The organism is Actinomyces sp. ph3, assembly GCF_000308055.1.
Lineage (GTDB): Bacteria > Actinomycetota > Actinomycetes > Actinomycetales > Actinomycetaceae > Pauljensenia.
In genome coordinates, this window is the sequence record NZ_CAGY01000001.1 from 198,215 (window position 1) to 221,847 (window position 23,633).

Annotated in this window: 22 protein-coding genes; 13 read left to right on the forward strand and 9 right to left on the reverse strand. The window is 53.4% G+C overall.

Annotated features, from left to right (window positions below):
* Positions 1-19: 19 nt before the first annotated feature.
* From HGAS_RS00895 to HGAS_RS00905, 3 genes are read right to left on the reverse strand one after another with little or no spacing between them, the layout of a single operon-like run.
* Complete coding sequence (locus HGAS_RS00895; protein ID WP_233993655.1) at positions 20-3,199, reverse strand: DEAD/DEAH box helicase; 3,180 nt, start codon at positions 3,197-3,199, stop codon at positions 20-22.
* Positions 3,200-3,225: 26 nt separating this feature from the next.
* On the reverse strand, positions 3,226-4,800 hold the full coding sequence (locus HGAS_RS00900; protein ID WP_019126078.1) for a DNA polymerase Y family protein: 1,575 nt from the start codon (positions 4,798-4,800) through the stop codon (positions 3,226-3,228).
* A 1-nt stretch (position 4,801) separates the two neighbouring features.
* Positions 4,802-5,272, reverse strand: coding sequence for a hypothetical protein (locus HGAS_RS00905; RefSeq protein WP_019126079.1), 471 nt, complete (start codon positions 5,270-5,272; stop codon positions 4,802-4,804).
* A gap of 98 nt (positions 5,273-5,370) precedes the next feature.
* On the opposite strand from HGAS_RS00905, the gene HGAS_RS00910 reads away from it, so the two are divergent.
* On the forward strand, positions 5,371-5,910 hold the full coding sequence (locus HGAS_RS00910; protein ID WP_019126080.1) for a YbhB/YbcL family Raf kinase inhibitor-like protein: 540 nt from the start codon (positions 5,371-5,373) through the stop codon (positions 5,908-5,910).
* Between the two features lies 1 nt (position 5,911).
* On the forward strand, positions 5,912-6,373 hold the full coding sequence (locus tag HGAS_RS00915) for a tRNA (cytidine(34)-2'-O)-methyltransferase (protein WP_019126081.1): 462 nt from the start codon (positions 5,912-5,914) through the stop codon (positions 6,371-6,373).
* Here HGAS_RS00915 and HGAS_RS00920 read toward each other — a convergent pair.
* Positions 6,370-6,900: a hypothetical protein gene (locus HGAS_RS00920; protein WP_019126082.1), complete on the reverse strand. Its 531-nt coding sequence runs from the start codon at positions 6,898-6,900 to the stop codon at positions 6,370-6,372. The two genes, HGAS_RS00915 and HGAS_RS00920, sit on opposite strands and share 4 nt — an antisense overlap.
* A gap of 191 nt (positions 6,901-7,091) precedes the next feature.
* Between HGAS_RS00920 and lpdA the strand changes: the two genes are divergently transcribed.
* The 7 genes from lpdA to HGAS_RS00955 all read left to right on the forward strand — a co-directional run bounded on the left by lpdA (position 7,092) and on the right by HGAS_RS00955 (position 14,595).
* Positions 7,092-8,465: a dihydrolipoyl dehydrogenase gene (gene lpdA / locus HGAS_RS00925; RefSeq protein WP_019126083.1), complete on the forward strand. Its 1,374-nt coding sequence runs from the start codon at positions 7,092-7,094 to the stop codon at positions 8,463-8,465.
* Between the two features lie 25 nt (positions 8,466-8,490).
* Positions 8,491-10,263: a 2-oxoglutarate dehydrogenase, E2 component, dihydrolipoamide succinyltransferase gene (gene sucB / locus HGAS_RS00930; RefSeq protein ID WP_019126084.1), complete on the forward strand. Its 1,773-nt coding sequence runs from the start codon at positions 8,491-8,493 to the stop codon at positions 10,261-10,263.
* A gap of 194 nt (positions 10,264-10,457) precedes the next feature.
* The gene (locus HGAS_RS00935; protein ID WP_019126085.1) at positions 10,458-11,036 is read left to right on the forward strand and encodes a YagU family protein; all 579 of its coding nucleotides are present in this window, start codon (positions 10,458-10,460) and stop codon (positions 11,034-11,036) included.
* Positions 11,037-11,131: 95 nt separating this feature from the next.
* Complete coding sequence (locus HGAS_RS00940; RefSeq protein WP_009409341.1) at positions 11,132-11,827, forward strand: DUF4191 domain-containing protein; 696 nt, start codon at positions 11,132-11,134, stop codon at positions 11,825-11,827.
* 133 nt (positions 11,828-11,960) lie between these two features.
* A complete protein-coding gene (locus tag HGAS_RS00945) occupies positions 11,961-12,890 on the forward strand; it encodes an ABC transporter substrate-binding protein (RefSeq protein WP_019126086.1) in 930 nt (309 codons plus the stop codon).
* A gap of 35 nt (positions 12,891-12,925) precedes the next feature.
* Positions 12,926-13,822 (forward strand): amino acid ABC transporter permease, encoded by an 897-nt coding sequence (locus HGAS_RS00950; RefSeq protein ID WP_009409339.1) that lies wholly within the window; start codon positions 12,926-12,928, stop codon positions 13,820-13,822.
* Entirely contained in the window at positions 13,819-14,595 is a 777-nt protein-coding gene (locus HGAS_RS00955) for an amino acid ABC transporter ATP-binding protein (protein ID WP_019126087.1), read from the forward strand. The genes HGAS_RS00950 and HGAS_RS00955 overlap by 4 nt, the downstream gene beginning before the upstream one ends.
* A 43-nt stretch (positions 14,596-14,638) precedes the next feature.
* Here HGAS_RS00955 and HGAS_RS00960 read toward each other — a convergent pair whose 3' ends face one another.
* From HGAS_RS00960 to HGAS_RS00970, 3 genes are read right to left on the reverse strand one after another with little or no spacing between them, the layout of a single operon-like run.
* The gene (locus HGAS_RS00960) at positions 14,639-15,667 is read right to left on the reverse strand and encodes an N-acetyltransferase (RefSeq protein WP_019126088.1); all 1,029 of its coding nucleotides are present in this window, start codon (positions 15,665-15,667) and stop codon (positions 14,639-14,641) included.
* Between the two features lie 15 nt (positions 15,668-15,682).
* The gene (locus HGAS_RS00965) at positions 15,683-16,702 is read right to left on the reverse strand and encodes a GNAT family N-acetyltransferase (RefSeq protein WP_019126089.1); all 1,020 of its coding nucleotides are present in this window, start codon (positions 16,700-16,702) and stop codon (positions 15,683-15,685) included.
* A gap of 55 nt (positions 16,703-16,757) precedes the next feature.
* A complete protein-coding gene (locus HGAS_RS00970; protein ID WP_019126090.1) occupies positions 16,758-18,866 on the reverse strand; it encodes a DNA gyrase/topoisomerase IV subunit B in 2,109 nt (702 codons plus the stop codon).
* Between the two features lie 150 nt (positions 18,867-19,016).
* On the opposite strand from HGAS_RS00970, the gene HGAS_RS08340 reads away from it, so the two are divergent.
* Genes HGAS_RS08340 through HGAS_RS00985 form a run of 3 tightly spaced genes read left to right on the forward strand, consistent with a single transcriptional unit; the run spans position 19,017 to position 20,238 of the window.
* Complete coding sequence (locus HGAS_RS08340) at positions 19,017-19,238, forward strand: DUF7455 domain-containing protein (RefSeq protein ID WP_019126091.1); 222 nt, start codon at positions 19,017-19,019, stop codon at positions 19,236-19,238.
* Between the two features lie 60 nt (positions 19,239-19,298).
* The gene (locus HGAS_RS00980; RefSeq protein WP_009409333.1) at positions 19,299-19,754 is read left to right on the forward strand and encodes a YbjN domain-containing protein; all 456 of its coding nucleotides are present in this window, start codon (positions 19,299-19,301) and stop codon (positions 19,752-19,754) included.
* Between the two features lie 16 nt (positions 19,755-19,770).
* The gene (locus tag HGAS_RS00985) at positions 19,771-20,238 is read left to right on the forward strand and encodes a YbjN domain-containing protein (protein WP_009409332.1); all 468 of its coding nucleotides are present in this window, start codon (positions 19,771-19,773) and stop codon (positions 20,236-20,238) included.
* An 81-nt stretch (positions 20,239-20,319) separates the two neighbouring features.
* Here HGAS_RS00985 and HGAS_RS00990 read toward each other — a convergent pair whose 3' ends face one another.
* Both HGAS_RS00990 and HGAS_RS00995 read right to left on the reverse strand, forming a co-directional pair.
* Positions 20,320-21,948, reverse strand: coding sequence for an RNA polymerase sigma factor (locus HGAS_RS00990; protein WP_026066550.1), 1,629 nt, complete (start codon positions 21,946-21,948; stop codon positions 20,320-20,322).
* A gap of 107 nt (positions 21,949-22,055) precedes the next feature.
* Positions 22,056-22,457, reverse strand: a complete 402-nt coding sequence (locus tag HGAS_RS00995; RefSeq protein ID WP_019126093.1) for a universal stress protein — start codon at positions 22,455-22,457, stop codon at positions 22,056-22,058.
* A 74-nt stretch (positions 22,458-22,531) separates the two neighbouring features.
* Here HGAS_RS00995 and HGAS_RS01000 point away from each other — a divergent pair, with 74 nt between their 5' ends.
* Entirely contained in the window at positions 22,532-23,623 is a 1,092-nt protein-coding gene (locus tag HGAS_RS01000; protein WP_019126094.1) for a polyprenyl synthetase family protein, read from the forward strand.
* Positions 23,624-23,633 lie beyond the last annotated feature (10 nt).

The following is a 23,633-nucleotide window of genomic DNA, read 5'->3' on the forward strand; positions in this document are numbered from 1 at the left end:
ACCTCAAGAAAAGATCGAGCTAAACGCGCCCATCCCGCTCTTCTTGGATGAGCTTAAGTAGCTGCTGAATATCAGTGGAACTACGCCCTTCTCCTAAGTTTTGCCCCACAACACTGTCAACAAGCAGCTGTTTGTGGGCCTGAAGCTGACACACCTTTTCTTCAATAGTGTCTTGAGCAACCAAGCGATAGACATTTACCCTACGATCCTGACCAATACGGTGCGCACGATTCACCGCCTGCGCCTCAACTGAAGGATTCCACCACGGGTCCATCATGTAGACATAATCCGCCTGAGTCAGGGTAAGCCCCACTCCCCCAGCCTTGAGGGAAATTAAGAACACCTGCACGTCTCCATGCTGGAATTCATCGATCACTGCATGACGGTTACGCGTTTTCCCTTCAAGAAGAAGGGAGACAATCCCACGTTGATCCAAGGAACGACGAATCCGCTCCAAGAAAGCAACAAATTGACTGAAAACCAAGACTTTATGCCCCAGCGGGAGAATCTGCTCCAAGTGCTCGCATAGCAGATCAATCTTTGCCGAGCCGACAGAGTCATACCGCTGATCAACCAGGGCAGGATCCAAAGATAATTGACGAAGGCGCGTAAGTGCAGCCAAAACCTCAAATCGTTCACGAGTGTCATTTTCGAGCTCAAGATGAAGAAGGCGTGCGCGCTCGCGGGTCAAATAGCGGTCATAAATTTGTCGCTGTTTGCGCCCCAGCGGCACAGGAAGAAGAGTTTCAACACGCTCAGGCAGTTCGGGCGCGACCTCTTCCTTCGTTCGCCGGAGAACAAACGGAGCAATCAGTGAGTGTAGAAGATTGAGAAGATCAGGCGAACGTCCTGCTTCAATCGGACGCCGGAATTTCTCATTGAAAGAAGAATGACTTGAGAGGAGTCCCGGGACTGCTAAAGACATGAGTGACCAGAGATCTTCAAGAGAGTTTTCAATTGGAGTTCCACTGATGCACACACGCCAGGCAACAGGTAGATCTTTCAGGTATCGATACAGTTGCGTGCGAGGGTTTTTGGCGGCTTGAGCTTCGTCGATGACGACGCCCGCTAATTCTCTATTTTTCCAATGCTCACAGTCGATACGAAAGAGCGTATGCGAGGTGACAACAACATCCGCACGATCCAAGCCATTCCATCCCTGTGGGTCACGCGCATAGGTTGATTGAATGAGACAGAGCGCCATTTCCGGGAAGCAACTTTCAGCTTCATCCCGCCAGCTCGACATGACACTGGTGGGGACGACAACCAGAACGGGATGGCTGGTATGACGTCGAAACTTTTCAATTGCCCCCAGGATCTGCCTGGTCTTTCCAAGTCCCATATCATCGGCAAGGACACAACCGAAACCTGCCCGAATTCTATTGAGAACCCAATGCATGCCCATCGCCTGATAAGGACGCATTCCTGGCTCATCCTCGATGGGCGCTTTTATTTCTTCCTTGGCCAAGTCTCTGAGACCGTCAATGCGTGTTCGCCATTGCCGATCCGCTTCACGCGTATCGACGAACTCACTCAGGTTTTCCCAGAGTCCAAATTGGGAGGTTGTCAGCGAAATATTATCGAGAGAACGCGATCGGTGAAGTTGCGCCGCCTGCCGGAGAAGTAGGCGTAAGCGATCGATATCGACGCCCTCAAGATGGAGCCAACGACCATTATCGAGGCGAATATAGTCCCGGTCCTCAGAGAGCGCACTGAGGACGCGAGAGATCGGTAGTTCTTCATCTCCGACGCGAACAGTAACGCGCAAATTCCACCAGTCCGGAGAATCCGTTGCCTGAATCTGTGCGTTAATCTGCAGCTTCTCGTCAACGATGCGAGTCTCTTCAAGATGCTGATCAATATCCCAGGTCACCGAATCCAGCGGCCAGCTATTTTTTAATGCACGAAGCAGCTCGGGGACTTGCGGAAGCGGGATGAGCAGTTCGTGAAGGGTTGGCGCCAGCGAGGCCGCAGGAAAGTAAGCGCGTAATGCTGCGTGGGCAGCATCAAAGTCACGAGCAAGAGAATCGCTCAGATGACTAATTTTTGTCTGCGGAGGCAAATAAGAGCGGAACCGCTTCTTTTCTAAGCTGTAATCCACCGCCCAGCATACATAGGCAAACTGCGAATTCCGCTCTCGCAGGCACAGTCGCAACTGTGGCAGGAGTTCATCAAAGGGGAAAGTCCTCATCGAGGATATACATCGGTAGTGTGCACGAAGTGCGGCAAGTTCATTCCTGATGAAATCTCCAATTGCAGACATTGGAATGCGAACACAAACCTCATTGAGGGGGGCCAGCTCTTGTTGATCGATGGGATCTGCAACTGCACCTTCTCCTCCATTAATGAAGGTCAGTCCCATCTCATCAGCACGTCGCGGAAAAGGCAGCGTTGTACCAGTCCGGTCAATTTGTTCGTCTTTATAGCAGACTTCAAGTCCTTTTCTGCTTAGGTTCATATCAATCGCAGCAGCAAAAGAATTCATCTGAAAGTCGAATCGATGGAGTTGTGGTGTCAGAAGCACAACCCCCGATTTTTGAAGCTCATAGAGCCAGATGGGTGCGCTGCGACCCAGTGATTCCAGCGAGACGTCATAGCTGCCAGGAGAATATTCACTCGATTTTCTACTGCTTTGGTAGAGACGTCGCAAGCTTGTGAGGTGATGCGGCGAAAGCGTATCTAAGAGACCACTCCAGTGAGACTGTGCAAGTTCAGACCAACTGAGACGACGAGCTTCTTGATTGCGCACAAGGACCAACGGAGTCAGCCATACCGGTTGAGCAGGATCGTGAGCGTCAACAATAAGCCCCATAGCTTGAGCGCCATCTGTGGATAACAAGCTTTCAAACTCGCCCATCCACACCACGCCTGCCGGATTTTGAGTTGCAGGATCTTCGCCGCATTCACGCCGAGCACGTCGAAGCAAGGCCGCTGCATGGACACAAGCACCTGAAAGATAACAAGAGCACGTCAAATGAAGATGCGTCTTTGAGGAATCTACGTAACGAATGACGCTTCGGTACATGACGCCCGGTGCGCGGACGCGGGCCGAAGCCTCGGTATCGCTCCAAGCTATTTCCTGAACATCACCGCGCCCATCTGCAAGAGCCGCCTGCGCCCATAAGGCGTGCCCAAGAAGTGCAACTGCATCTTCTTCACTGCAGGCGCGAAGAGCTTGACGAATCGGTGACGTACCCATCCCTTCAGGATAATCCATCTGAATGATTAGCCTTGACGATCTTCATACATTCCAGCAACGCTCCAAGAGCCTTGTTCCCACATCAGCAGAAGATCCGAGGAATTTTCACAACTCACTCTGAGGTAGTGCGTACAGGGGGCATGGGCAATAGCCTCGGCCGTCTCTTGCCACCACGAGTGCGGCATACTCCATGGACCTTTCCAGGAAAGCACCCCGTATCGGTGTTGCCGCCCCGAAATTACTGCAACAATTTCTTTGGGATTATGCGTGAGCGTAGAACGATCACTAACTGCCACTTGCACATGCTCTTGCAAAGAAGACTGAGCGTAAAGAAAAGCCGGAAGAGGCGTGGGGTACACCTTCGAGGGAGCCTCTTCCACTGCGCCTTCAGGATAAAGGAGATCACCGGAGCTCGTCACCCTTTGATCAATACAGGTAAATCCTGCTCTTTGCATGGGGGTATACCCCGGAATTAGACATGGAACACGAACAGCATCTTCGCCTTTATAAGCGCAAATTTTACGAAGGGCCGAATCGCGTTTTGGTGAGCGATGTGTTCTCCATAGAGTGCTCACTCCTGCTGAAGGGATGCAATGCAAGGCTTGAACGCTGATGCGAATCAGCCCCTCCTCGGTAGTGGAAGTAGAAAGCCAAGCTACAAGCTGCCAGCGAATACGATCTGCAATTTCTTCTTCATCCCCATCGATTCCCCACCATTGTCTTTCGTAAGTTTCATAGCTCTGATCGTGCGCAGTGATCACGATACTCGAGCAACGCAGCTGCTCTCTTTCAAGCTTTTCGCAGATTTGACGCGCTAAACGGCGCGAACAGAAAGCAGCCTGTTCTTCATTCTCAATACTTTCCTCACACTCCTCATCCACTTGCACTTCACGTACAGGAATTTCATGTTTCGGAATCCAAAGATCTTTCCCGCTAAATAATTCGTAGAGCTGCTGACCGATATCCCCAAAACGTGTATACAGAGCACGTTCTCCCATGCGCATCAAATCACGCCCATGCATCACTCCCACTGAGCGGCACGTATCAATGACCTGTTGGAGCTGTTCGTGCTGTTTTTGGGGAAATAATGGAAGACACTGAGCAAGATCAATATGGTCAAGAAACTCTTGAGTCCGCTCTGGGGGCACAATAATTCCGCGCCTTGCCGCCGCATAACTTGCAAGGGGGCCGGACGCTATCCCCACATTGCTTTCTGATCCACTCCATCGAGAAATCGAATCAACAATATTTTCAGCCAGCTGTTCTTCACTGCCGCTCCACCGAGCCGCTCCAGCGGCAGGGGCCCATCCCAGCCCCGGACGCACACAGGCGATACCTGCAACCCATTGCTCGCAAGCTTGGACAATTACTTCGAAAGAGTTCAATTCTCTACGCGGATCACTTGGAACAATAAGGAGATCTGGACATAGGTAACGCGCCATCGACACGCGCATCCCCTGTCGCACACCGCATTTCCATGCAGAGGGAGTCACTGTCTTAAGAAATCCACGCTCTTCAATTGCTCCATGAGTCCCCGGAGGAATATCGACTACCAAAGCATTAATTTCCCAGTTGGGAATCCACACCATGAGACAGCGCATATCATCCCGCCTTTTGATAAATATCAAAGTCTTCTCCCCACGGGCGACTGAAGCCAACCCATGGGTACTTAGTCAGCAAAATTGTTTCTTCTTTTCGCACCTGGGCACCCAAACGCCGCATATCACGAAGGGCTAATGAGCAACGGTCCACATAGACCAATCGACAATGCGGAAGAAGAAGTGAGATTACCTGCGCATCCGCACAGGAGGAGGGAACGTAGAGGCAACGCGCCAGATTCAATCCCTGTTTAAAGGCATATTCCCAGCCAAAATCATCACTTCCAATGAAAGCGCAGCAAGCCTCTTCGATGCCAAGAGAAAGAATGACACGAATCAATTGCGGGTAAGTCCCGCCGTATTCCCAGACCCCCACACAGCGCGATGAAAGATCTGAAAAAGCCTGACTTTTCTCAAGTCCCAGGCGATTTTCGGTATCACGTAGAACTTGACGAGCAAGGTCTAAACGCTTCATAAAATCACCTCAATCGAACAAGTGTTCTATTAGTGTATGCACCCCTCCATCATCTGCGTCCACTTTGGTTCCTTCTGAAGAAGTGAAAGAATATGAGCATGCGCCTCTTTGATCGTCCTCTTGCCCCCAACCCGTACGAAGGGCTTCCCCCCAGCGCAACATTTACCGTGGTGTCGCAAGATCTAAGCAATGGCCTCCCCATGCCAAAGCTGCACACAGCAGAAGGTGGCAGCATCTCACCACACTTAGAGTGGAGCGGCTTCCCCGATCAGACGGAAAGCTTCTTTGTTTCCTGTTTTGATCCAGATGCCCCCACACCATCAGGCTTTTGGCACTGGATGGTGATCGACATCCCCGTCTCATGCACATCTCTTGCGCGCGGAGCTGGCAGTTCCGATCTTGAACTTGATGGAAGCGCTTTCCACCTTCGAGGGGATCACGGCGATCATTCATACTTCGGCGCCGCACCGCCAGCAGGTGACCGTCCCCACCGCTATATCTTTTCCGTTCACGCCCTAGATATTCCAACCTTAGGCTGCGATGACGACACCTCATTGGCGATGTATTCATTCGAGGCCCTAGAACACACCATCGCCCGCGCAACCTTGACCGCAACGTACCAAACACCATCGAACTGACATGCTTCACATTATTTTTCTTGAACCTGAAATCCCAGGAAATAGCGGCGCCGCAATTCGCCTCGCTGCGTGCACCGGAGCTTTTCTTCACTTAGTTGAACCACTGGGATTCGACATGTCCGACACCAAGCTCAAGCGCGCAGGATTGGACTACCACGATCTGGCACACGTCAAGGTCCACTCCAATTTTGAAGACGCGCTAGCCGAAATTCCCGGGCACATCTGGGCATTTACCGGACATGCTTCAGATCATTACAGCGAGGTTCACTACGCCGATGGAGATGGCTTACTGTTCGGCCGCGAATCGGTCGGTCTTCCTGAATGGGCAATGACTCATCCACGCGTCACTCAATGGGTGCGCATTCAGATGCTCCCGGGAGTGCGTTCACTCAATCTTGCAAATTCCGCATCGATTGCTCTTTACGAGGCTTGGCGCCAGTTGGGGTTCCCGAAGGGAATCTAGCCGCGGGCTGCTTCCGCCTCATCCACCTCTTCTGGGGCCTCTGATTTTTTCGAGGAAAGAATGCCCTTACCGGGTCGCTCTACCTGCTCGGCAATTTCGACAATCCTGCGCGGATTCGATAGCCACATCCATATGGCACCGATAGCGGCAACGACCAGTGGGAGATAGGCGAAGTCGGCGCCGAAAGCATTCCAAGCATTCGGCATCAGCCTCATTGAGGGCAAGGAAGCTCCAGCTACGCCGCATGCAAAAGGTCCGATAAGGCACAGAGCGATCATGCACCACCCAAGGATGCGCATACGCCTTCCATTGTGCGTCAAGCTAATAGCAGCAACTACATAAATCGCACCGATAAGCACTGCAACGATGCGCGCCCACAACGGTATCTCCCGCAGATAATAGGAATCAGCAAGAGCTCGAAGAGTGACAGTGACGCTAAAAATCCAGTACAGGGCAATAATCAGTCGTCCCGATCCGCGTGCGGGTGGGCGATTATCCTGAGATTGCTCGTGAACCGCTTCGCTCACCTTTCCTCCTTAATCCACTGCCATACTAGTTGCTCCGCGCCGCTCCCCACGACTTTTTGCATGAAAACATGTGTGCTGTCTAACCGCCAAGTAGACGATTTTGTGACGGACAAAAGCAGTGAGTAGTGGAAGAATGGGACCTAAGTCGGACATTGAAGGTCCGTTCTCTTCATTATCAAGGAGTGGAACACGTGAGCGAGTCTGTATACGACCTCGTGATTCTGGGTGCGGGTTCAGGTGGCTATGCCGCGGCTTTACGCGCCTCCCAGCTGGGATTGAAAGTAGCCCTTATCGAAGGTGACAAGGTTGGTGGAACCTGCCTCCACCGTGGCTGCATCCCGACCAAGGCTTACCTGCACGCAGCAGAGACTGCTGACACCGTCCGTGAATCCGACGCTTTCGGAATCCAGGCGAGCTTCCAGGGAATCGATATGGCAAAGGTCGGCCAGTATCGCGATTCCATTGTTAATAAGTTGTACCGAGGCGTACAGGGCCTGCTTTCGTCTCGCGGCGTAGACGTCATCCAGGGATGGGGTCGCTTGGCCTCTCCTGACACCATCGAGGTAGGCGGACAGCGCATCGTTGGCCGCAACATCATTCTTGCGACAGGTTCTTATTCTCGCTCAATCCCGGGTTTGGATATTTCAGGTCGCATCATCACTTCTGATCAGGCAGTCCAAATGGAATGGGTCCCTCAGAAGGCTGTCGTATTGGGCGGCGGTGTCATTGGCCTAGAGTTAGCCTCCGTCTGGCGTTCCTTCGGTGCGGAAGTCACAATCATCGAAGCGCTCCCCCACCTTGCAAATAACGAAGACGAGGCCGTTTCCAAGCACCTCGAGCGTTCGTTCCGTAAGCGCGGCATTGCTTTCCACACCAATACCCGCTTCGCCAGCGCGACACAGGATGACTCCGGCGTTCACGTCGCAACAGAAGATGGCAAGACCTTCGATGCCGATGTTCTCCTGGTTGCAGTTGGACGCGGTCCCGTCACCGAAGGCTTGGGCTACGAAGAAGCCGGTATCAAGATGGAGCGCGGCTTCGTTCTCACCAACGAGCGACTGCACACCGGTGTGGGCAACATCTACGCAGTCGGAGACATCGTTCCCGGACTTCAACTTGCACACCGCGGCTTCCTGCAGGGCATCTTCGTAGCGGAAGAAATCGCCGGTCTCTCCCCCACGATGATGGACGAGTCTGGAATTCCTCGAGTAACCTTCTGCGAACCCGAAATCGCCTCTGTTGGTCTGACCGAGAAGCAGGCACGCGAAAAATACGGCGACAAGGTACGCACGGTCGAATACAACCTTGCGGGCAACGGAAAGTCGAATATCCTTGGAGCAACGGGCTTTATTAAGCTCGTTTCCGTAGAAGATGGACCCATCGTCGGATTCCACGGAATTGGCACGCGCATTGGCGAGCAGGTTGGCGAAGGAGAGCTCATGGTCAACTGGGAAGCCTACCCAGAGGATCTTGCAGCACTCATCCACGCTCACCCGACGCAAAATGAAGCTATCGGCGAGGCAGCCATGGCTCTGGCCGGCAAGCCTCTCCACGCACACAACTAACCTGTCACCGACAAGGAGATTGAACATGGCAACCGCAGTGATCATGCCCGCTCTGGGCGAGTCGGTGACCGAAGGCACCGTGACCACCTGGCTCAAATCAGTGGGCGACACCGTCGCACTCGATGAGCCCTTGGTCGAAGTTTCCACCGACAAGGTCGACTCTGAAGTTCCCTCCCCCGTGGCAGGCGTCCTTCTTCAGATTCTTGTTCCCGAAGACGAAACCGTCGAGGTCGGTACTCAGCTGGCTCTCATCGGTGATGCTTCCGAGGCCCCGCAAGACGCTCCTGCCCCCGCACAGGAAAGCGCACCCACCCCGGCGCCCGCTCCCGAGGCACAATCCGCACCCGCTGCTTCCGCTCCTGCGCCGGCCTCGGCACCGGTAAGTGGAACCGAGGTCGTCATGCCTGCGCTCGGCGAATCGGTAACAGAAGGCACCGTCACCACTTGGCTGAAGTCTGTTGGCGACGCAGTTGAAACCGATGAACCGCTGGTTGAGGTTTCGACCGATAAGGTGGACTCCGAAGTTCCCGCTCCCGCTTCAGGCTTCCTCGCAGAAATTCGCGTACCGGAAGACGAAACGGTTGAGGTTGGCACTGTCCTTGCAGTGATTACTGCTCAGGCTCCCTCGGCTGCCCCCAGTGAACCTGCGGCACCCGCTGCTCCGGCAGCAGCACCTGCGGCTCCGGCTCAGCAAGCACCTGTTCCTGCTTCCCCGGCACCTCAGGCTCCTGCACCGGCTCCCGCAGCACCGGTAAATCCCTTCCCGACTCCCGCCTCCTTGGCTCAGACTGCAGAAACTGGCCAGCTGGCCCAGTCTTCTGCATCTACTCCCGCACAGGTTTCCCAAACCGGCTATGTGACGCCTATTGTCCGCAAGCTTGCGCGCGAGGCAGGAATTGAGCTTGCAGAGGTGACCGGCACCGGGATCGGTGGCCGAATTCGTCGCGAAGACGTCGAGGCCGCAATCAAGGCACGTCAGGCAGTACAAACTCCTGCAGCTCCTGCAGCGAGCGCAGCACCTCAGACCACCGCCGCCGCAGCCTCTGGCGACAATGTCTTCTCCGGCCGTGAGGCATCACCGCTTCGCGGAACCACTGAGAAGATGTCGCGTTTGCGCCAGACCATCGCCCGCCGCATGGTTGAGTCACTAGCGACCGCTGCCCAGCTCACCACCGTCATTGAAGTCGACGTTACGAAGATTGCCGCCCTGCGCGCGCGCGCAAAGGACGCATTTGTTCAGCGTGAGAACACCAAGCTGACTTTCCTGCCCTTCTTCGTTAAGGCTGCGACCGAAGCACTGCGCTTCCACCCCAAGGTCAACGCAACGATTAATGACAAGGAAGTAACGTACTTCGATCACGAGAATATCGGCATCGCGGTAGATACGGAACGCGGCCTGCTCGTCCCGGTCATCAAGAACGCCCAGGGAATGTCGATCGCCGACGTTTCGCGTTCAATCAACGATCTTGCTGCACGTACACGTTCGGCAACGATCGGTGCTGATGAGCTTTCGGGCTCAACCTTCACCATCACGAACACAGGTTCGGGTGGCGCGCTCTTCGATACTCCAGTGCTCAACATGCCGGAAACCGCAATCATGGGCGTGGGCACAATCGTGAAGCGCCCCGTGGTTGTTAAGGACGAACTCGGCAACGATTCGATCGCAATCCGTTCGATGGTTTACCTCTCACTGTCCTACGATCACCGTCTAGTTGATGGTGCAGACGCCTCCCGTTTCCTCATGGATGTGAAGCGTCGACTTGAGGAAGCTGCATTCGAGTCAGAACTCGGACTGTAGACTTCACTGATCTAACTACTGTGGTGGGCAAGCCTTGGCTTGCCCACCACTTTAATTTCACCTTGCCATCAACAAGCCCACTACCTAGCGATCTACGTTCAAAGGTGGGAGACTGTCAACCGGTACGCGAGGTTGCGTCGCCTCGCGACGTCCTCGGTATCCATACTCTGCAGTATCGACAGAAATGCCTGAAGATGTTCAAAAACCTTTTCAAAAAGACTGATCCCAAGCGCCGTCGTATTGGTACAGCGGCAGTCGCCGGCCTCATCGGCGGTCTTTTTTCCGCAATCGTTAAGTTCGGATGGGAAGTTCCATTCCCGCCTCGCACCCCCGAGCGCAACGCAACAAACCCGCCACAGATGCTCCTCGAGCAGCTCGGGATGACCCCCGATCAGGTTCATACGACAGTTTCTTTCAACGGAAACGATAACCTGCCGATTTATTCTTTCATCATCCACTTCTCTTTCGCGATTGTCTTTGCGCTCTTCTACTGCATTGTCGCGGAATATTTCCCTGGAATTAAGCTCTGGCAAGGTGCCGCATTCGGTCTGCTTGTCTGGATTGGATTCCACCTTGTCCTGATGCCTCTGATGGGCACAGTCCCATCCCCCTTCCCCTGGGTTGAAGGTGGACAGAGTTGGGCTGAGCATTTCTCAGAAGCACTGGGACACATTGTGTGGATGTGGTCGATCGAAATCGTTCGCCGCGACCTACGTAACCGCATCACTCACGAACCCGATGCAGAAGTCCCCTTGGCCGCAGCAACTCGTTGAGATAGCTAAGCGAATCGGGGTGTGGAGATCAAAAGATCCCCACACCCCCTTTCACATTCTGTGACAGACGAAAAAACCGCTAAGATGGACCCGTTATGAGCGAAAACAGCACACCCCAGAAAAAACGGCGCTTCTATCACAATCTGATGGATGCTTACCGAATTGCCGCACGCACCTACCCTTGGATCGGCTGGCTGATGATCGGCGTTACGGTCGTCGCAACCGCACTTGGAGTTCTAGCTGCGGCGCTTATCCACGGTAGCTGGTTCTCACTCATCCTCTTGGGCCTGCTCATCGGTGTTTTGATCTCGACCATCATCTTGTCGACTCTTACCGAACGCGCAACATATGCCCAGGTCGAGGGGACTGTTGGCCAGGTGTACATGGTGATTAGCCGCATCCGCAGTGGCTGGATTGCCAATCAACAGCCAATCGCCGCAAACCCCGAACAGGATCTTGTTTGGCGTCTTATCGGCCGTCCTGGCATTGTGCTCATTTCCGAAGGCCCCAGTTCCCGTGTTCGTTCTCTACTTGAACAGGAACGCAAGAAGGCGCAGCGAATCATGCGCAACGTCACCGTAACCACCATTCAGGTTGGTACCGAAGAGGGACAGGTTCGTTTAGCAAAGCTTCAACGCGAACTTCGCTCACTCAAAAAGACGCTTACTCGCGATGAAGTACCTCTGGTCAACCAGCGCCTGAGCGCTTTGGACCGCACGTCTGCACCAATCCCCAAGGGAATTGATCCGACCCGGATGCGTCCTAACCGACGCGCACTGCGCGGACGCTGATCTTTCATTTGAGGCCTGTGAACCAAGTTGTTCACAGGCCTCAATTTTTGTGTGAGGGCTCACCCAGTTCCAATTTATGCATAATATGCATTCTAATGTATGCTTATTTCATCAGAACTCAAGGAGAGACATCATGAACACAAAACTTATTGCAATTCCATCCATTCTGGTGCTGAGCGCAGCAGGTATCGCAGCTTGCTCAAACCCCGACGAAAAGCCTTCAGCAGATGGTTCAGCATCCACCTCTCAGACAGCGAATCTCAGTTTCGATACCTCATCGATCCAAGCTGTCCCTGAAATTGAGGCATTGGTTCCCGATTCCATCAAGAAAGCTGGGGTGCTGAAGAACGGCGCATCAATCGACTATGCACCGGCAGAGTTCTTCAAGTCAGATGGCACCACCCCCACCGGTTATGACGTCAATATGGCCGATGCGATCGCGCATGTCATGGGCCTGAAGGGCGCGACCACAGAGCACGCTGAATTTGCGACAATCATTCCTTCGCTTGGCTCGAAGTTCGATATCGGTATTTCCGGCTTCACGATCACTGCTGACCGCGAGAAGGAAGTCAACATGGTCAGCTTCATCGAAACTGGTACTGCTTTCGCAGTTGCAAAGGGCAATCCCAAGAACTTTGATCCAAAGCACGTATGTGGAACAACTGTTGGTGTCCAGAATGGAACCTTCCAATTCGACTACATCACTCAGCTGTCTAATGACTGCACCGCTAAGGGTGAAAAGGCTGTGAAGATCATGCCTCACGACCTTCAAACTGACATTGCAGTGCGTGTCGCCAGCGGTCAGTACGATGCAACCCTTGCTGACTCCCCCGTTATTGGCTACACCATTGAGCAATCTAATGGTTCGCTCGAGCAGGTCGGAGATGTCGTCGAATCTGCACCTCAGGGAATCATCGTCCCTAAGGACAACGAGCAACTCACGAAGGCCATCCAGGCAGCTGTCCAGTACCTGATGGACAACGGATACGTCGAGAAGATCCTCGCAACCTACGGATCGAACCAAGGCGCACTCAAGACCGCAGAAATTAACCCTCAGGTCTGATATTCCCTCGCTAGTATCTCTAAGGAATTCACGTTATGCCCGAAAAGACCAAAGACGGGGTGGAGTTGATCCAATCCCGACCTGTCTTTCACCTAGGTCGTTGGATCAGCGCAATTATCGTTGGACTCTTGGCATTGGGATTGGCCTACATCCTTGTCACAAACCCGCAATTTAGGTGGGATGTGGTGTGGAAATGGCTCTTTTCAAAAATGATCATCACCGGCCTGATGATGACGATCGTCTTGACGGTTTTATCCATGGCACTTGGTACGGTACTTGCCATCACCATGGCGATCATGCGTCAGTCGATAAACCCTGTTTTGCGCGGTGTAGCTTCTGCTTACATTTGGTTCTTCCGTGGAACGCCTATTTATACACAGCTAATTTTCTGGTCACTACTACCTACTCTCTACCGGACAATTAGCTTGGGAATTCCCGGAACCGAATTCGGTTTCTCTTTCGAGACTCGCGAGTGGTTCACACCATTTTGGATGGCATTTATCGGGCTCGGCCTCAACGAAGGTGCCTACCTTGCCGAAATTATCCGTGCGGGGCTGCTCTCGGTGGATAAAGGGCAATGGGAAGCCGCAACGGCACTGGGAATGTCACGTGGGAAGATTTTCCGTCGGATTATCTTGCCTCAAGCTATGAGAGTGATTGTCCCACCCATTGGTAACGAGACGATCTCGATGCTCAAGACCACTTCTCTGGTCAGCGCAATCCCCTACACCCTTGAGCTAACCTTCGTTGCGAACCAAAAGGGACAAGAACTATTCCAGCCAATTCCTTTGCTTATTGCAGCTGCAATTTGGTACTTGGTTGTCACCAGTATCCTCATGTGGATCCAAAGCCACATCGAAGCTTACTTCGGCAAAGGATTTGATCCTGACACTCAGTCTGTAGATACGACTTTCATTGAGGTAACACCATGACAGATCAGTCTGCGCTTATTCGAATCCGCGGAGTCCATAAGTTTTTCGGCGACCTCCACGTCCTGCGCGGGATAGACCTCGATATTGCCAACGGCGAGGTCTGCGTGATCATGGGTCCGTCAGGCTCAGGTAAGTCAACGCTGCTACGTTGTCTCAACCAGCTAGAGACAATCTCTGCGGGGGAAATCTTCATTGATGGCGAGCTCTTGGGATACCGAAAAGACCCCTCAACGGGGGTACTGCACGACCTAACAGACAAGCAAATCGCTAGTCAGCGCTCACAAATCGGTATGGTTTTCCAACGTTTCAATCTCTTCCCGCACATGACTGCTCTAGAGAATGTTATGGAAGGCCCGATTCAGGTCCTGGGGCGCTCTAAGGAGGAAGTTGCACGGGAAGCCCGGGAGTACTTGGAATTAGTTGGTTTGGGAGATCGCCTCAACCACTATCCCTCGCAGCTTTCTGGTGGCCAGCAGCAGCGCGTGGCAATTGCTCGCGCCTTGGCGATGAAACCCGAACTCATGCTCTTTGACGAACCCACTTCTGCCCTAGACCCCGAACTCGTTGGCGAAGTCCTGAGCGTCATGCAGGATCTCGCGAAGGCAGGAATGACCATGGTTGTCGTCACCCATGAGGTCGGTTTTGCGCGTGAGGTAGCTGACCACGTCGTCTTCATGGATGGCGGAACAATCGTTGAAGAAGGAAGCCCCGAGGACGTAATCGTCAATCCACAAAATCCCCGTACTCAGGAGTTCTTCTCAAAGGTCCTCTAACAATAGAGTTCCGAGCGATCCCGGATATCTCAAAGGTTCAGGCTTAGGAGATATCCGGGATATCTATTGCGTAAAGTCGCTGCTGACCAACGACTCGAAAACCCAGATATTCAAAAACCGATAGCGTTGCAGAACCTTCAGTTTGAGCAATTCCCGTTGCGATAAGGTCCATACCGTCTTGCGCCTGTGCGTGCATCGAGGCAACCACTAAGGCATCAAGAACCGGGGTATTCCTCCACTCGTCTCCAACACCGATGTGGTCGATATACCCTTCTTTCCACCCCAGTGCAGACCAATCTTGCTCGTACTTTGAAACAAGCGTAAAACCAGCAATCCGAGGGCGATCAGAGCGGCGATCCACCGCGATATAGGACCAATCGGGAGCAAAAGAACTACGTCCCATCGTCCATTGCTCTTCGGTAAGAGCGGCTCGGCCTTGCTGTTGCGCAATAAGGTTTGCTGCGCGTCGCAGCTCATCATCCCATGAAGGGCTCCACTGCTCGATCGTCATATACGAACCGAGCGAAGGCGCTTGCGGCAGTGGGTCGAGTTTCGCCCGTAGGTCGTAATAGGTGCGTTCCCAATGGAAGCCTCGAGCCTTGAGCGCGTTCTCAAGTTCATCCTGCCAATTTTCGACGAAGCTCACGATCGCGCGCTGGCCATTATCTTCATTTCGCTCAAGCATTGAACGAGCAGCTGCAATTTGCCATTCAAGCAAAGAACTGCCTAAACCGATCCTACGAAAATCGGGGTCAACTCCGCCTTGACAGACACATTCAATACGCTCTGAAAAGCGCAATCGCGTCTGAGCGAAAGCGACCATTCTCCCCTGCGCGATTCCTTTCGTCGCAAAAGCCGCGATCCCCCACCATAACGAGGCCGGGGAAAGCATTTCCTCTACTTCCGCTAAGGCTGTGCGATAGGGAGGATTATCCCTTGCCTCCATTCGTGCAAAAAGAGCGCTCAGTGCATGCAGGTCACGAGCGTCCAGCTGACACCAGACGATTCCGTGGTGTTCCTGGGGGAAAGGAGGATATGCCTCGACTCCCCTATCTACGTGATATGAAGCCATTGACGAGTACGCGCCCTACTGATCAATACTGTAAAAGACACGTGTACGGTCATTGAGGAAGCCCAGATGTTCATATACGGCTTGCGCATGTGTTGGGCTCTTAATATCTGCATCAATCCCAATACGGCTCATCCCGTCTTGAGCAGCAGCGTGCGTCGCGGCAGAGACCATTGCCGAGGCCACGCCTTTTCCGCGATATGCCGGCGCAACACCAATGGTGTTGATATAAGCCTCAAGACGACCGTGGGCAATCCAGCTCTCTGCTGGGCGACCAGACATGCAGTAGCCAGCTATTTCACCATCATCACTCAGGGCAACAAAAGACCAGCGATCCTCGTAATCTTCGAGTGCACGCTCCCACCAAAAATCTCGAGCCTCGGTGAGAGGATGATCCGCAAAAACTTCGGAATGTACGTGATGAAGCTTAGAGAAAGAAACCTCACTCATAGGCACAACATGCAGTCCCTCAGGTACCGGTCCGCGGCTCTCTGAGCCCTCTAGATCGCGATACATCACTTGGAACATATGCTTAGCGTAAAAACCTGCAGCAATATACAGACGACGACGATCTGTCATATGACCGTCAACCCAGTTAGCAATAGAGGCTGGGAGTTCACAGTCGGCACCGAAATACTCAACGAGCATTTGGCGTGCACGCCCGTCCTGCCAGTGGAGCAGAGAACGGCCAACACCACGGCCTCGCCATGATGGGTGAATCACCGCGTTAACAATCGCTACCGCGGCCTCGGTTAGGCTGGCCAGAATCTTCACAGAACCAAGAGCGACAATACCTTGGTCCTGGGCAATCCCCACGATTACTTCGAGGGGTGCAGCACCGCACTGTCCTAATGCCAGGTCAGCGATTTCTTTCGACGAGGTCCTGAAAATCGCGTCATCTTCTTTCTCAACCTGACGAATCAGCTCAGCGACAGCCCCAAGATCCGAAGGAATCAGAGACCGCCAACGCAGACCAAGATGAGAACCTGGAAAAGAGACGAGCGCGGGCGGTTTTAAACGCTCCGCAAGTCCAGTCATGCACATATTCTACGGGATTACGGGCCTTCAGTCCCACTTGAGTGGGACCTCGCCCCTATGCGTCAATGCGCTCGCGATCAATTCCTGCTGCTTCCTCAACAATAAAGTCGCGTCGAGGACCAACAACTTGTCCCATGAGGAGCTCAAAAACATCTTCAGCCTGACGCAAAGCAGCCTCATCAGCCAAAGTGATTCGACGAAGCGCACGATGGGCCCGATCCATAGTCGTTTCAGCTAGCTGATCGGCATCCATTTCACCGAGGCCCTTGTAACGCTGGATAGGTTCTTTCCAGGTTCGACCTGCCTTCCGAAGAGCGGCAAGCTGACGGTGAAGTTCCTCTTCTGAATACGTATAAATAAACTCGCGAGATTTGCGTCCTTTACCCGCTACCTCAATGCGGTGCAAGGGAGGCACAGCAGCATAGACCCGACCAGCTTCAACCATCGGTCGCATATAGCGGAAGAACAAGGTGAGGAGCAGCGTGCGAATGTGCGCCCCATCGACGTCAGCATCAGTCATCAAAATAACCTTGCCGTACCGCGCCTGTTCGATATCGAAGGTCCGCCCAGAGCCCGCTCCAATCACCTGGATAATATTCGCGCATTCAGCGTTCGCCAACATATCCGCAGTTGAAGCCTTCTGGACATTCAAAATCTTTCCTCGAATGGGGAAAAGAGCCTGATATTGCGAGTTTCTGGCAGCTTTCGCGGTGCCAAGGGCAGAATCGCCCTCCACGATAAAGAGCTCGGTCTGTTCAACGTCCTCAGAACGGCAATCCGCGAGTTTTGCAGGAAGAGAAGACGTCTCAAGTGCATTCTTCCGCCGGGAAATTTCTTTGTGCATGCGCGCAGAGACGCGCGCCTTCATCTCACCGACAACCTTCTCGAGGAGTGCGCTGGTCTGCTGCTTATCGTCACGCTTGGACGAAGCAAACTTACTCTCGAGCCAATCCCCCACAACGCGTGCAACAACCGTACGAATCTGCGGTGTTCCCAAGATTTCCTTGGTTTGTCCTTCGAACTGTGGTTCTGGGAAACGAACTGTCACAACCGCTGTCATCCCAGCAAGAACATCGTCCTTTTCTGGGCGTCCATCTTTTGCGCTAACCTTGAGCTTCCGCGCGTTCTTATCAACTTGGCTTCTCAGAACCTTCAAAACGGCCTGTTCAAAGCCCGCGACATGCGTTCCGCCCTTCGGGGTAGCGATGATATTAACGAAGGATTCCAGCTGCGCATCGTAGCCAATCCCCCAGCGAAGGGCACAATCAACTTCGCAGATACGCTCGGTTTCAACAGCACGAAGATGCCCGCTTTCAGGATCCAACGCTTGAACAGTCTCAGTGAATGTTCCTTCACCCTGAATATGCCAGGTGTCAGTAACAGCGCCGTCGTTAGAGAGCCAATCAACGAAGTCAACCACGCCGCCATCAAAGCGGAATGATTCGTGGACAACTTCTTCCCCGCGCTCATCGAAGCAATTAATCGTTAGGCCGGGTACCAAGAAGGCCGTCTGGCGCGCACGCGCGAGCAAGGTTTCCCAGGTAAATCCCTCATCGGATGGGAAAATTTGGAAATCTGCCCAGAAACGGACGCGGGTACCAGTCTTCTTTTTCGCAACTTTCCCGACGGTCTTCAAACGAGATTCATCGGTAAAGGGTGTGAATGGGGAATTTGGAGTGCGCTGGCGAGAATCGTCAAATTCACCAGGTTCACCACGCCTGAAACACATCTGCCAGGTCTTCCCACCACGATCAACCTCGACATCCATTCGGGCAGAAAGAGCGTTGACAACAGACGCGCCAACACCATGAAGGCCACCTGAAGCAGCATACGAGCCGCTACCGAATTTTCCGCCAGCATGCAGCTTCGTGAAGACAACCTCTACGCCCGACAGTCCGACCCCCGGCACCTCATCGACGGGAATACCTCGACCGTTATCAGCAACCGAAGCCGAATGATCCGGGTGCAGTCGAACATCAATTGTGTCGCAGAAACCCTCAAGGGCCTCATCAACGGCATTATCAATAATTTCCCACAGGCAGTGCATAAGGCCACGGTGGTCCGTCGAACCGATGTACATACCGGGGCGCTTGCGGACAGCTTCCAGACCTTCAAGAACTGAAAGGTGGCGCGCAGAATAGTCTGAGGCTTGGGTTTCACTCACCCCGATAGTGTACGAAGGACAATCAATTTATCGCGTATTTACGCACCGAAAGCGCAAAATTGTGACCCTTTCCAGAGAAATTTTCGGCCATTGGCGGAAAAGACGGAAAAGCTCGGCAAAATACAGCACCGGCATGGTCTTATAGATTCTATGAATACCGTAACTACTGAGAATTCACGCCAGACCCTTCCCCCTATCCTTACCGCTCAAGACCGTTGTGATCAATGCGGTGCTCGTGCGTGGGTTCGCGTGACCTTAGCTACGGGGACGCTCAACTTCTGCGCTCATCATGCGAACCAGCACCTCGAGGCAATTACCCCAAAGGCTCTGGACATCATTGATGAGCGCGAGTTTGCCACCCAGCAGAGCTGACTTTTAGATCACATTCGTTTACCATTGTGGTGAAATTTCCCTTCCAAGGAGGACATACACATGGGTCTGTTTTCACGGCCAAAACCGGAAGAGAGCGCTCCGCTGACTCCGGCGATCTCTCAGGAAAGGCTCATCGCTCTTTTCAAAGAACGCGGATGGCACTACTTCGTCGATTCGGATAATGATCTCGGCGGCACCTGGGATGATGACACCTACTACTTCATGCTTCGTGGCAAGGACCAGGAGATTCTCCACATTCAGTCCATGTGGCACCTCTCGATTCCGATCGAGCGTCTTGAGGAGGTCCGCGCGTTCATCCGCGAGTGGCACCGCCAAAAGCTCTGGCCAAAGGCCTACCATCGCATCAATGACGAAGGCGAGATTCGCATTTTCTGCGAGAACTCGGTCGATTGGGAACACGGCGCAACTGACGCACAGCTGAACCAACAGATCGCATGCGCACTGGGAACTGGCCAAGAGTTCTATAACGAACTTGCCAAGGCACTGGGACTCTGAGAGGAAGGACGTCACTATGGGTTGGTTTGATTCCGCTGAAACGGGCGACTCAGTACGCCCCATCTCCAAGGAACGCATCGAAAAGATCTTCGACGGCCAGGGTTGGTACTACGGCCGCGATGATGATGACGACGTTTGCGGCCGCTGGGACGGCGCGCCGTTCTTCTTCCTCTTCATGGGGCAGGATCAGGAAATCTTGCAGGTCACCGCACGTATGGCCGAAGAGGTTCCCGCTGAACGCGAAGATGAACTCGCAAGCGTCATCGAAGATTGGCACCGTGACCGCATCTGGCCGAAGGCATTCTATGCCCCCAGCGAGGCAGGACCTCTTCGCATCATGACCGAGGTCAATGTTGATTACGAGCACGGCGCAACCGATGCGCAGCTTCTCCAGCATGTCAATTGCGCAATCGCAACATCGCTGTCGCTCTTCGATCACATTCGCGAGACCCTCGGTATTCCAAAGGAAAGCGACGAAGACTGATACTTGACATCAGTTGAAACACATGTGAGTGTGGGCCGGAAACCTGAAGGTTTCCGGCCCACACTCACATGTATCTAGTTCTCAGTCGAGATAGTCACGCAAGACTTGCGAACGAGAGGGATGGCGAAGCTTCGACATCGTCTTAGATTCAATCTGACGGATACGCTCTCGCGTCACTCCGTAGACCTTGCCAATTTCATCAAGAGTCTTAGGCTGTCCATCTCCAAGACCGAAACGCATCGAAACGACGCCTGCTTCGCGTTCGGAGAGTGTGTCGAGAACTCGGTGCAACTGCTCTTGAAGCAGAGTGAAAGACACAGCATCTGCAGGAACAATAGCTTCAGAATCCTCGATCAGATCTCCGAACTCGCTATCGCCATCCTCACCAAGAGGGGTGTGCAGAGAAATCGGCTCACGTCCGTACTTTTGAACCTCGACAACCTTTTCAGGAGTCATATCCAGTTCTTTAGCGAGCTCTTCAGGAGTGGGTTCGCGACCGAGATCTTGAAGCATTTGACGCTGAACACGCGCAAGCTTATTAATCACTTCGACCATGTGGACGGGGATGCGGATAGTACGCGCTTGGTCTGCCATCGCACGCGTAATCGCCTGACGAATCCACCAAGTCGCGTAGGTTGAGAACTTATAGCCCTTCGTGTAGTCGAACTTTTCAACCGCACGAATAAGGCCAAGGTTGCCTTCCTGAATCAAATCCAGGAATTGCATTCCGCGTCCGGTGTAGCGCTTTGCCAGCGAGACAACAAGACGGAGGTTCGCCTCGAGAAGGTGGTTCTTTGCCTGCTGACCATCCTGGGCAAGGATATGAAGCTCGCGGCGCTGGCGAGAAGTCAAATCGTTGGAAGTAGTCTTCAGCAATTCTTCGGCATACAGACCAGCTTCGATTCGACGGGCAAGGTCAACTTCTTGCTCTGCGTTAAGAAGCGAGACCTTACCGATCTGCTTGAGATAGTCCTTAACAGGGTCAGCTGTTGCACCCGCGACAGTAACCTGTTGAACAGGTTCATCGGTTTCATCAGAATCAGAAACGACGAAACCACCCTTTGAACGGACAGCTGCTACCGCCTGAGGCTTTGAATCCTGGTCCTGCGACGAAGCCTCATCTTCGGAGTCCTTGTCCTCTGAGTCATCTTCATCCTCGTCATCGGCATCTACTTCAATGTCGTTGACATCGGCATCAATATCTTCAACATCTTCAAGTTGTGCTTCTTCGACGATGTCCTCTTCGAGATCCTCGACCTCTTCAGACTGAGAATCTTGAGGAACCTCTTCGACCTTTTCAGCCTTCTTCTTCCGCGTCCGCTTCGCAGGCTTTGCGGTAGCTTCCTGAGCGGAAGTGCTTTCTTCAGCCTTCTTTGCCGTCTTACGTGTCCGCGGCTTCTTTTCAGGTTTTACCTCTGCAGCGCCCTCATCCTTTGCGCTCTTTGAAGCAGTGGCCTTCTTGGCCGCGCGCTTTTTAGCAGGAACCTTCTCTTCCGTTGCGGCGGCAGAATCGGTGGCGGTAGATGCGGTCTTCTTAGTCTTCTTCGCCTTCGCAGCCTTCTTTGGCGCTTCAGCCTCTTCCGCTTGGGCTTCTACCGATGTAGTCTTTGACGAGCGACGCGTACGCGTCGCCTTCTTGACCTCAGGGGCTTCATCTTCAGTATCGCGGGCGCTGGTAGCGCGAGATGGAGACACTCGAATCCCTTTCATGGGTTGACAAATGAGCCGCCAATCCACTGGACGGCGACAGACTGCCTACAATTATAACTATCCCTTTGTCACTCGCGCAGCTTGAAGCTGCGAAAATAAGGGTGAAACTAGGCGTTCACATCCTCAAAACGCCACGAAGATGTCATCACCGGACAGGGCGCATCAAGCAGAATCTGAGTCGCTGTATTTCCGATTGTTGCGTTCTTCGAACCACCAGGTCGCAAACCGATGACGATCATATCCGCGTCGATCCTACGCGCCCAATCAAGCACGGTTTCCGCCATTGACATGTCACGTCGGCACCGCATGACCTCAAAAGAGACTTCGCTTCCATCTAGGCGCTCCCATAAATGCGCTTCAGCTGAATTCTCGTCAGCAAAGGTGCCCCCACACTCGTGAGATGCGACAACAATCATCAATGATGTCCGCATCCAGGAAGCCAAACGTACTGCCTGATCCAGCGCAGCATCAGACTCGCGATTCCCGTAGTAGCTCAAAACAATTGCCACGAAACCTCCTTGATTGCATTTTCATCATAAGAGCAGGGACTTAAAGACGTCTAATTGTTCTATAGACTGGTCACATGACTTCATTGAGCGAGCAGCTTCAGGCCTTAGCACCACGGATCGAGGAGCGTGCCCACACCGTTCTCCAAGACCTTGCTGACACAATCGCGCCAGCCGCTCAGATCTCCTCACTTCTTCAGGTAGCCCATTCAAGTCTTGAGGAAGGCAAACGTTTCCGGGCATTCCTTGCTTTTGTCGGCGGCAGTATTGCGAATCATTCACCTCTGCAGACGCTCAATCTAGACGATCTTGGCGCAGCATTGGAGCTCTACCAAGCCAGCGCTCTGGTCCATGACGACATCATTGATCACGCACCCACGCGTCGTGGTCGCCCCTCCGCGCATGCGGCGTTCACGGCGCATCACCGCTGCGCTTTGTCCCGAGGCGATAGCGAAGATTTCGGGGTTAGTTCCGCAATCCTCGCTGGCGATTTCCTATTCTCCGCAGCTGAACTGGCAATGATTCGCCAATGCGAGGCAATCCCCCACTACCGCGATGGTGTTATGGAGCTCTATGCGCAGATGCATGCCGAAGTCGCAATTGGGCAATTCCTTGATATCGCCGCTGAACAACGACCACTGGATGTTAATGACCCGCAGGCAATTAACGCACAGACTGCACTGACAATCGTCTCTCACAAAGCCGCTAACTACTCGGTCGTCATCCCGGCAACCCTTGGGGCCCTCGCATTGGGCGCATCCCGATCAGATACCGATTCACTGCGAATGATCCTTAGCCCCTGGGGTCATGCCTTCCAGCTGCGTGATGATGACCTTGGAATTTTTGGAGATCCACGAGTTACGGGTAAGAGCGCAGGAGATGACTTACGCGAAGGAAAACGTACCTATCTCCTTGCCCTCACCTGGCAAGAAGCAAATGCGAGCGAGCGGGCAAAGCTTGCCCACGGCCTCGGCAATCCTGAGCTCGGCGAGGAGGAACTCGAAGAACTTCGCGCGATTGTGAAGCGTCGGGGTCGTCGTCGCCACGAAGAAGTCATTTCGACTTTCGAGGCAGAGGGCTTCCTTGCGTTGGAATCCAGTAATTTCAATGCCGATCAGCGCCAGCTGTTGAGCGAGGTTGCGGCAATGCTCATCAAGCGCTCGAAATAAGCGCAAGTTC

Excerpts from the sequence above, each read along its gene's own strand:
- HGAS_RS00895 (WP_233993655.1), bottom strand. The coding sequence starts at position 3,199 with ATGGGTACGTCACCGATTCGTCAAGCTCTTCGCGCCTGCAGTGAAGAA.
- HGAS_RS00900 (WP_019126078.1), bottom strand. The coding sequence starts at position 4,800 with ATGCGCTGTCTCATGGTGTGGATTCCCAACTGGGAAATTAATGCTTTG.
- HGAS_RS00905 (WP_019126079.1), bottom strand. The coding sequence starts at position 5,272 with ATGAAGCGTTTAGACCTTGCTCGTCAAGTTCTACGTGATACCGAAAAT.
- HGAS_RS00910 (WP_019126080.1), top strand. The coding sequence starts at position 5,371 with ATGCGCCTCTTTGATCGTCCTCTTGCCCCCAACCCGTACGAAGGGCTT.
- HGAS_RS00915 (WP_019126081.1), top strand. The coding sequence starts at position 5,912 with ATGCTTCACATTATTTTTCTTGAACCTGAAATCCCAGGAAATAGCGGC.
- sucB (WP_019126084.1), top strand. The coding sequence starts at position 8,491 with ATGGCAACCGCAGTGATCATGCCCGCTCTGGGCGAGTCGGTGACCGAA.
- HGAS_RS00935 (WP_019126085.1), top strand. The coding sequence starts at position 10,458 with ATGTTCAAAAACCTTTTCAAAAAGACTGATCCCAAGCGCCGTCGTATT.
- HGAS_RS00940 (WP_009409341.1), top strand. The coding sequence starts at position 11,132 with ATGAGCGAAAACAGCACACCCCAGAAAAAACGGCGCTTCTATCACAAT.
- HGAS_RS00945 (WP_019126086.1), top strand. The coding sequence starts at position 11,961 with ATGAACACAAAACTTATTGCAATTCCATCCATTCTGGTGCTGAGCGCA.
- HGAS_RS00950 (WP_009409339.1), top strand. The coding sequence starts at position 12,926 with ATGCCCGAAAAGACCAAAGACGGGGTGGAGTTGATCCAATCCCGACCT.
- HGAS_RS00955 (WP_019126087.1), top strand. The coding sequence starts at position 13,819 with ATGACAGATCAGTCTGCGCTTATTCGAATCCGCGGAGTCCATAAGTTT.
- HGAS_RS00960 (WP_019126088.1), bottom strand. The coding sequence starts at position 15,667 with ATGGCTTCATATCACGTAGATAGGGGAGTCGAGGCATATCCTCCTTTC.
- HGAS_RS00965 (WP_019126089.1), bottom strand. The coding sequence starts at position 16,702 with ATGACTGGACTTGCGGAGCGTTTAAAACCGCCCGCGCTCGTCTCTTTT.
- HGAS_RS08340 (WP_019126091.1), top strand. The coding sequence starts at position 19,017 with ATGAATACCGTAACTACTGAGAATTCACGCCAGACCCTTCCCCCTATC.
- HGAS_RS00980 (WP_009409333.1), top strand. The coding sequence starts at position 19,299 with ATGGGTCTGTTTTCACGGCCAAAACCGGAAGAGAGCGCTCCGCTGACT.
- HGAS_RS00985 (WP_009409332.1), top strand. The coding sequence starts at position 19,771 with ATGGGTTGGTTTGATTCCGCTGAAACGGGCGACTCAGTACGCCCCATC.
- HGAS_RS00990 (WP_026066550.1), bottom strand. The coding sequence starts at position 21,948 with ATGAAAGGGATTCGAGTGTCTCCATCTCGCGCTACCAGCGCCCGCGAT.
- HGAS_RS01000 (WP_019126094.1), top strand. The coding sequence starts at position 22,532 with ATGACTTCATTGAGCGAGCAGCTTCAGGCCTTAGCACCACGGATCGAG.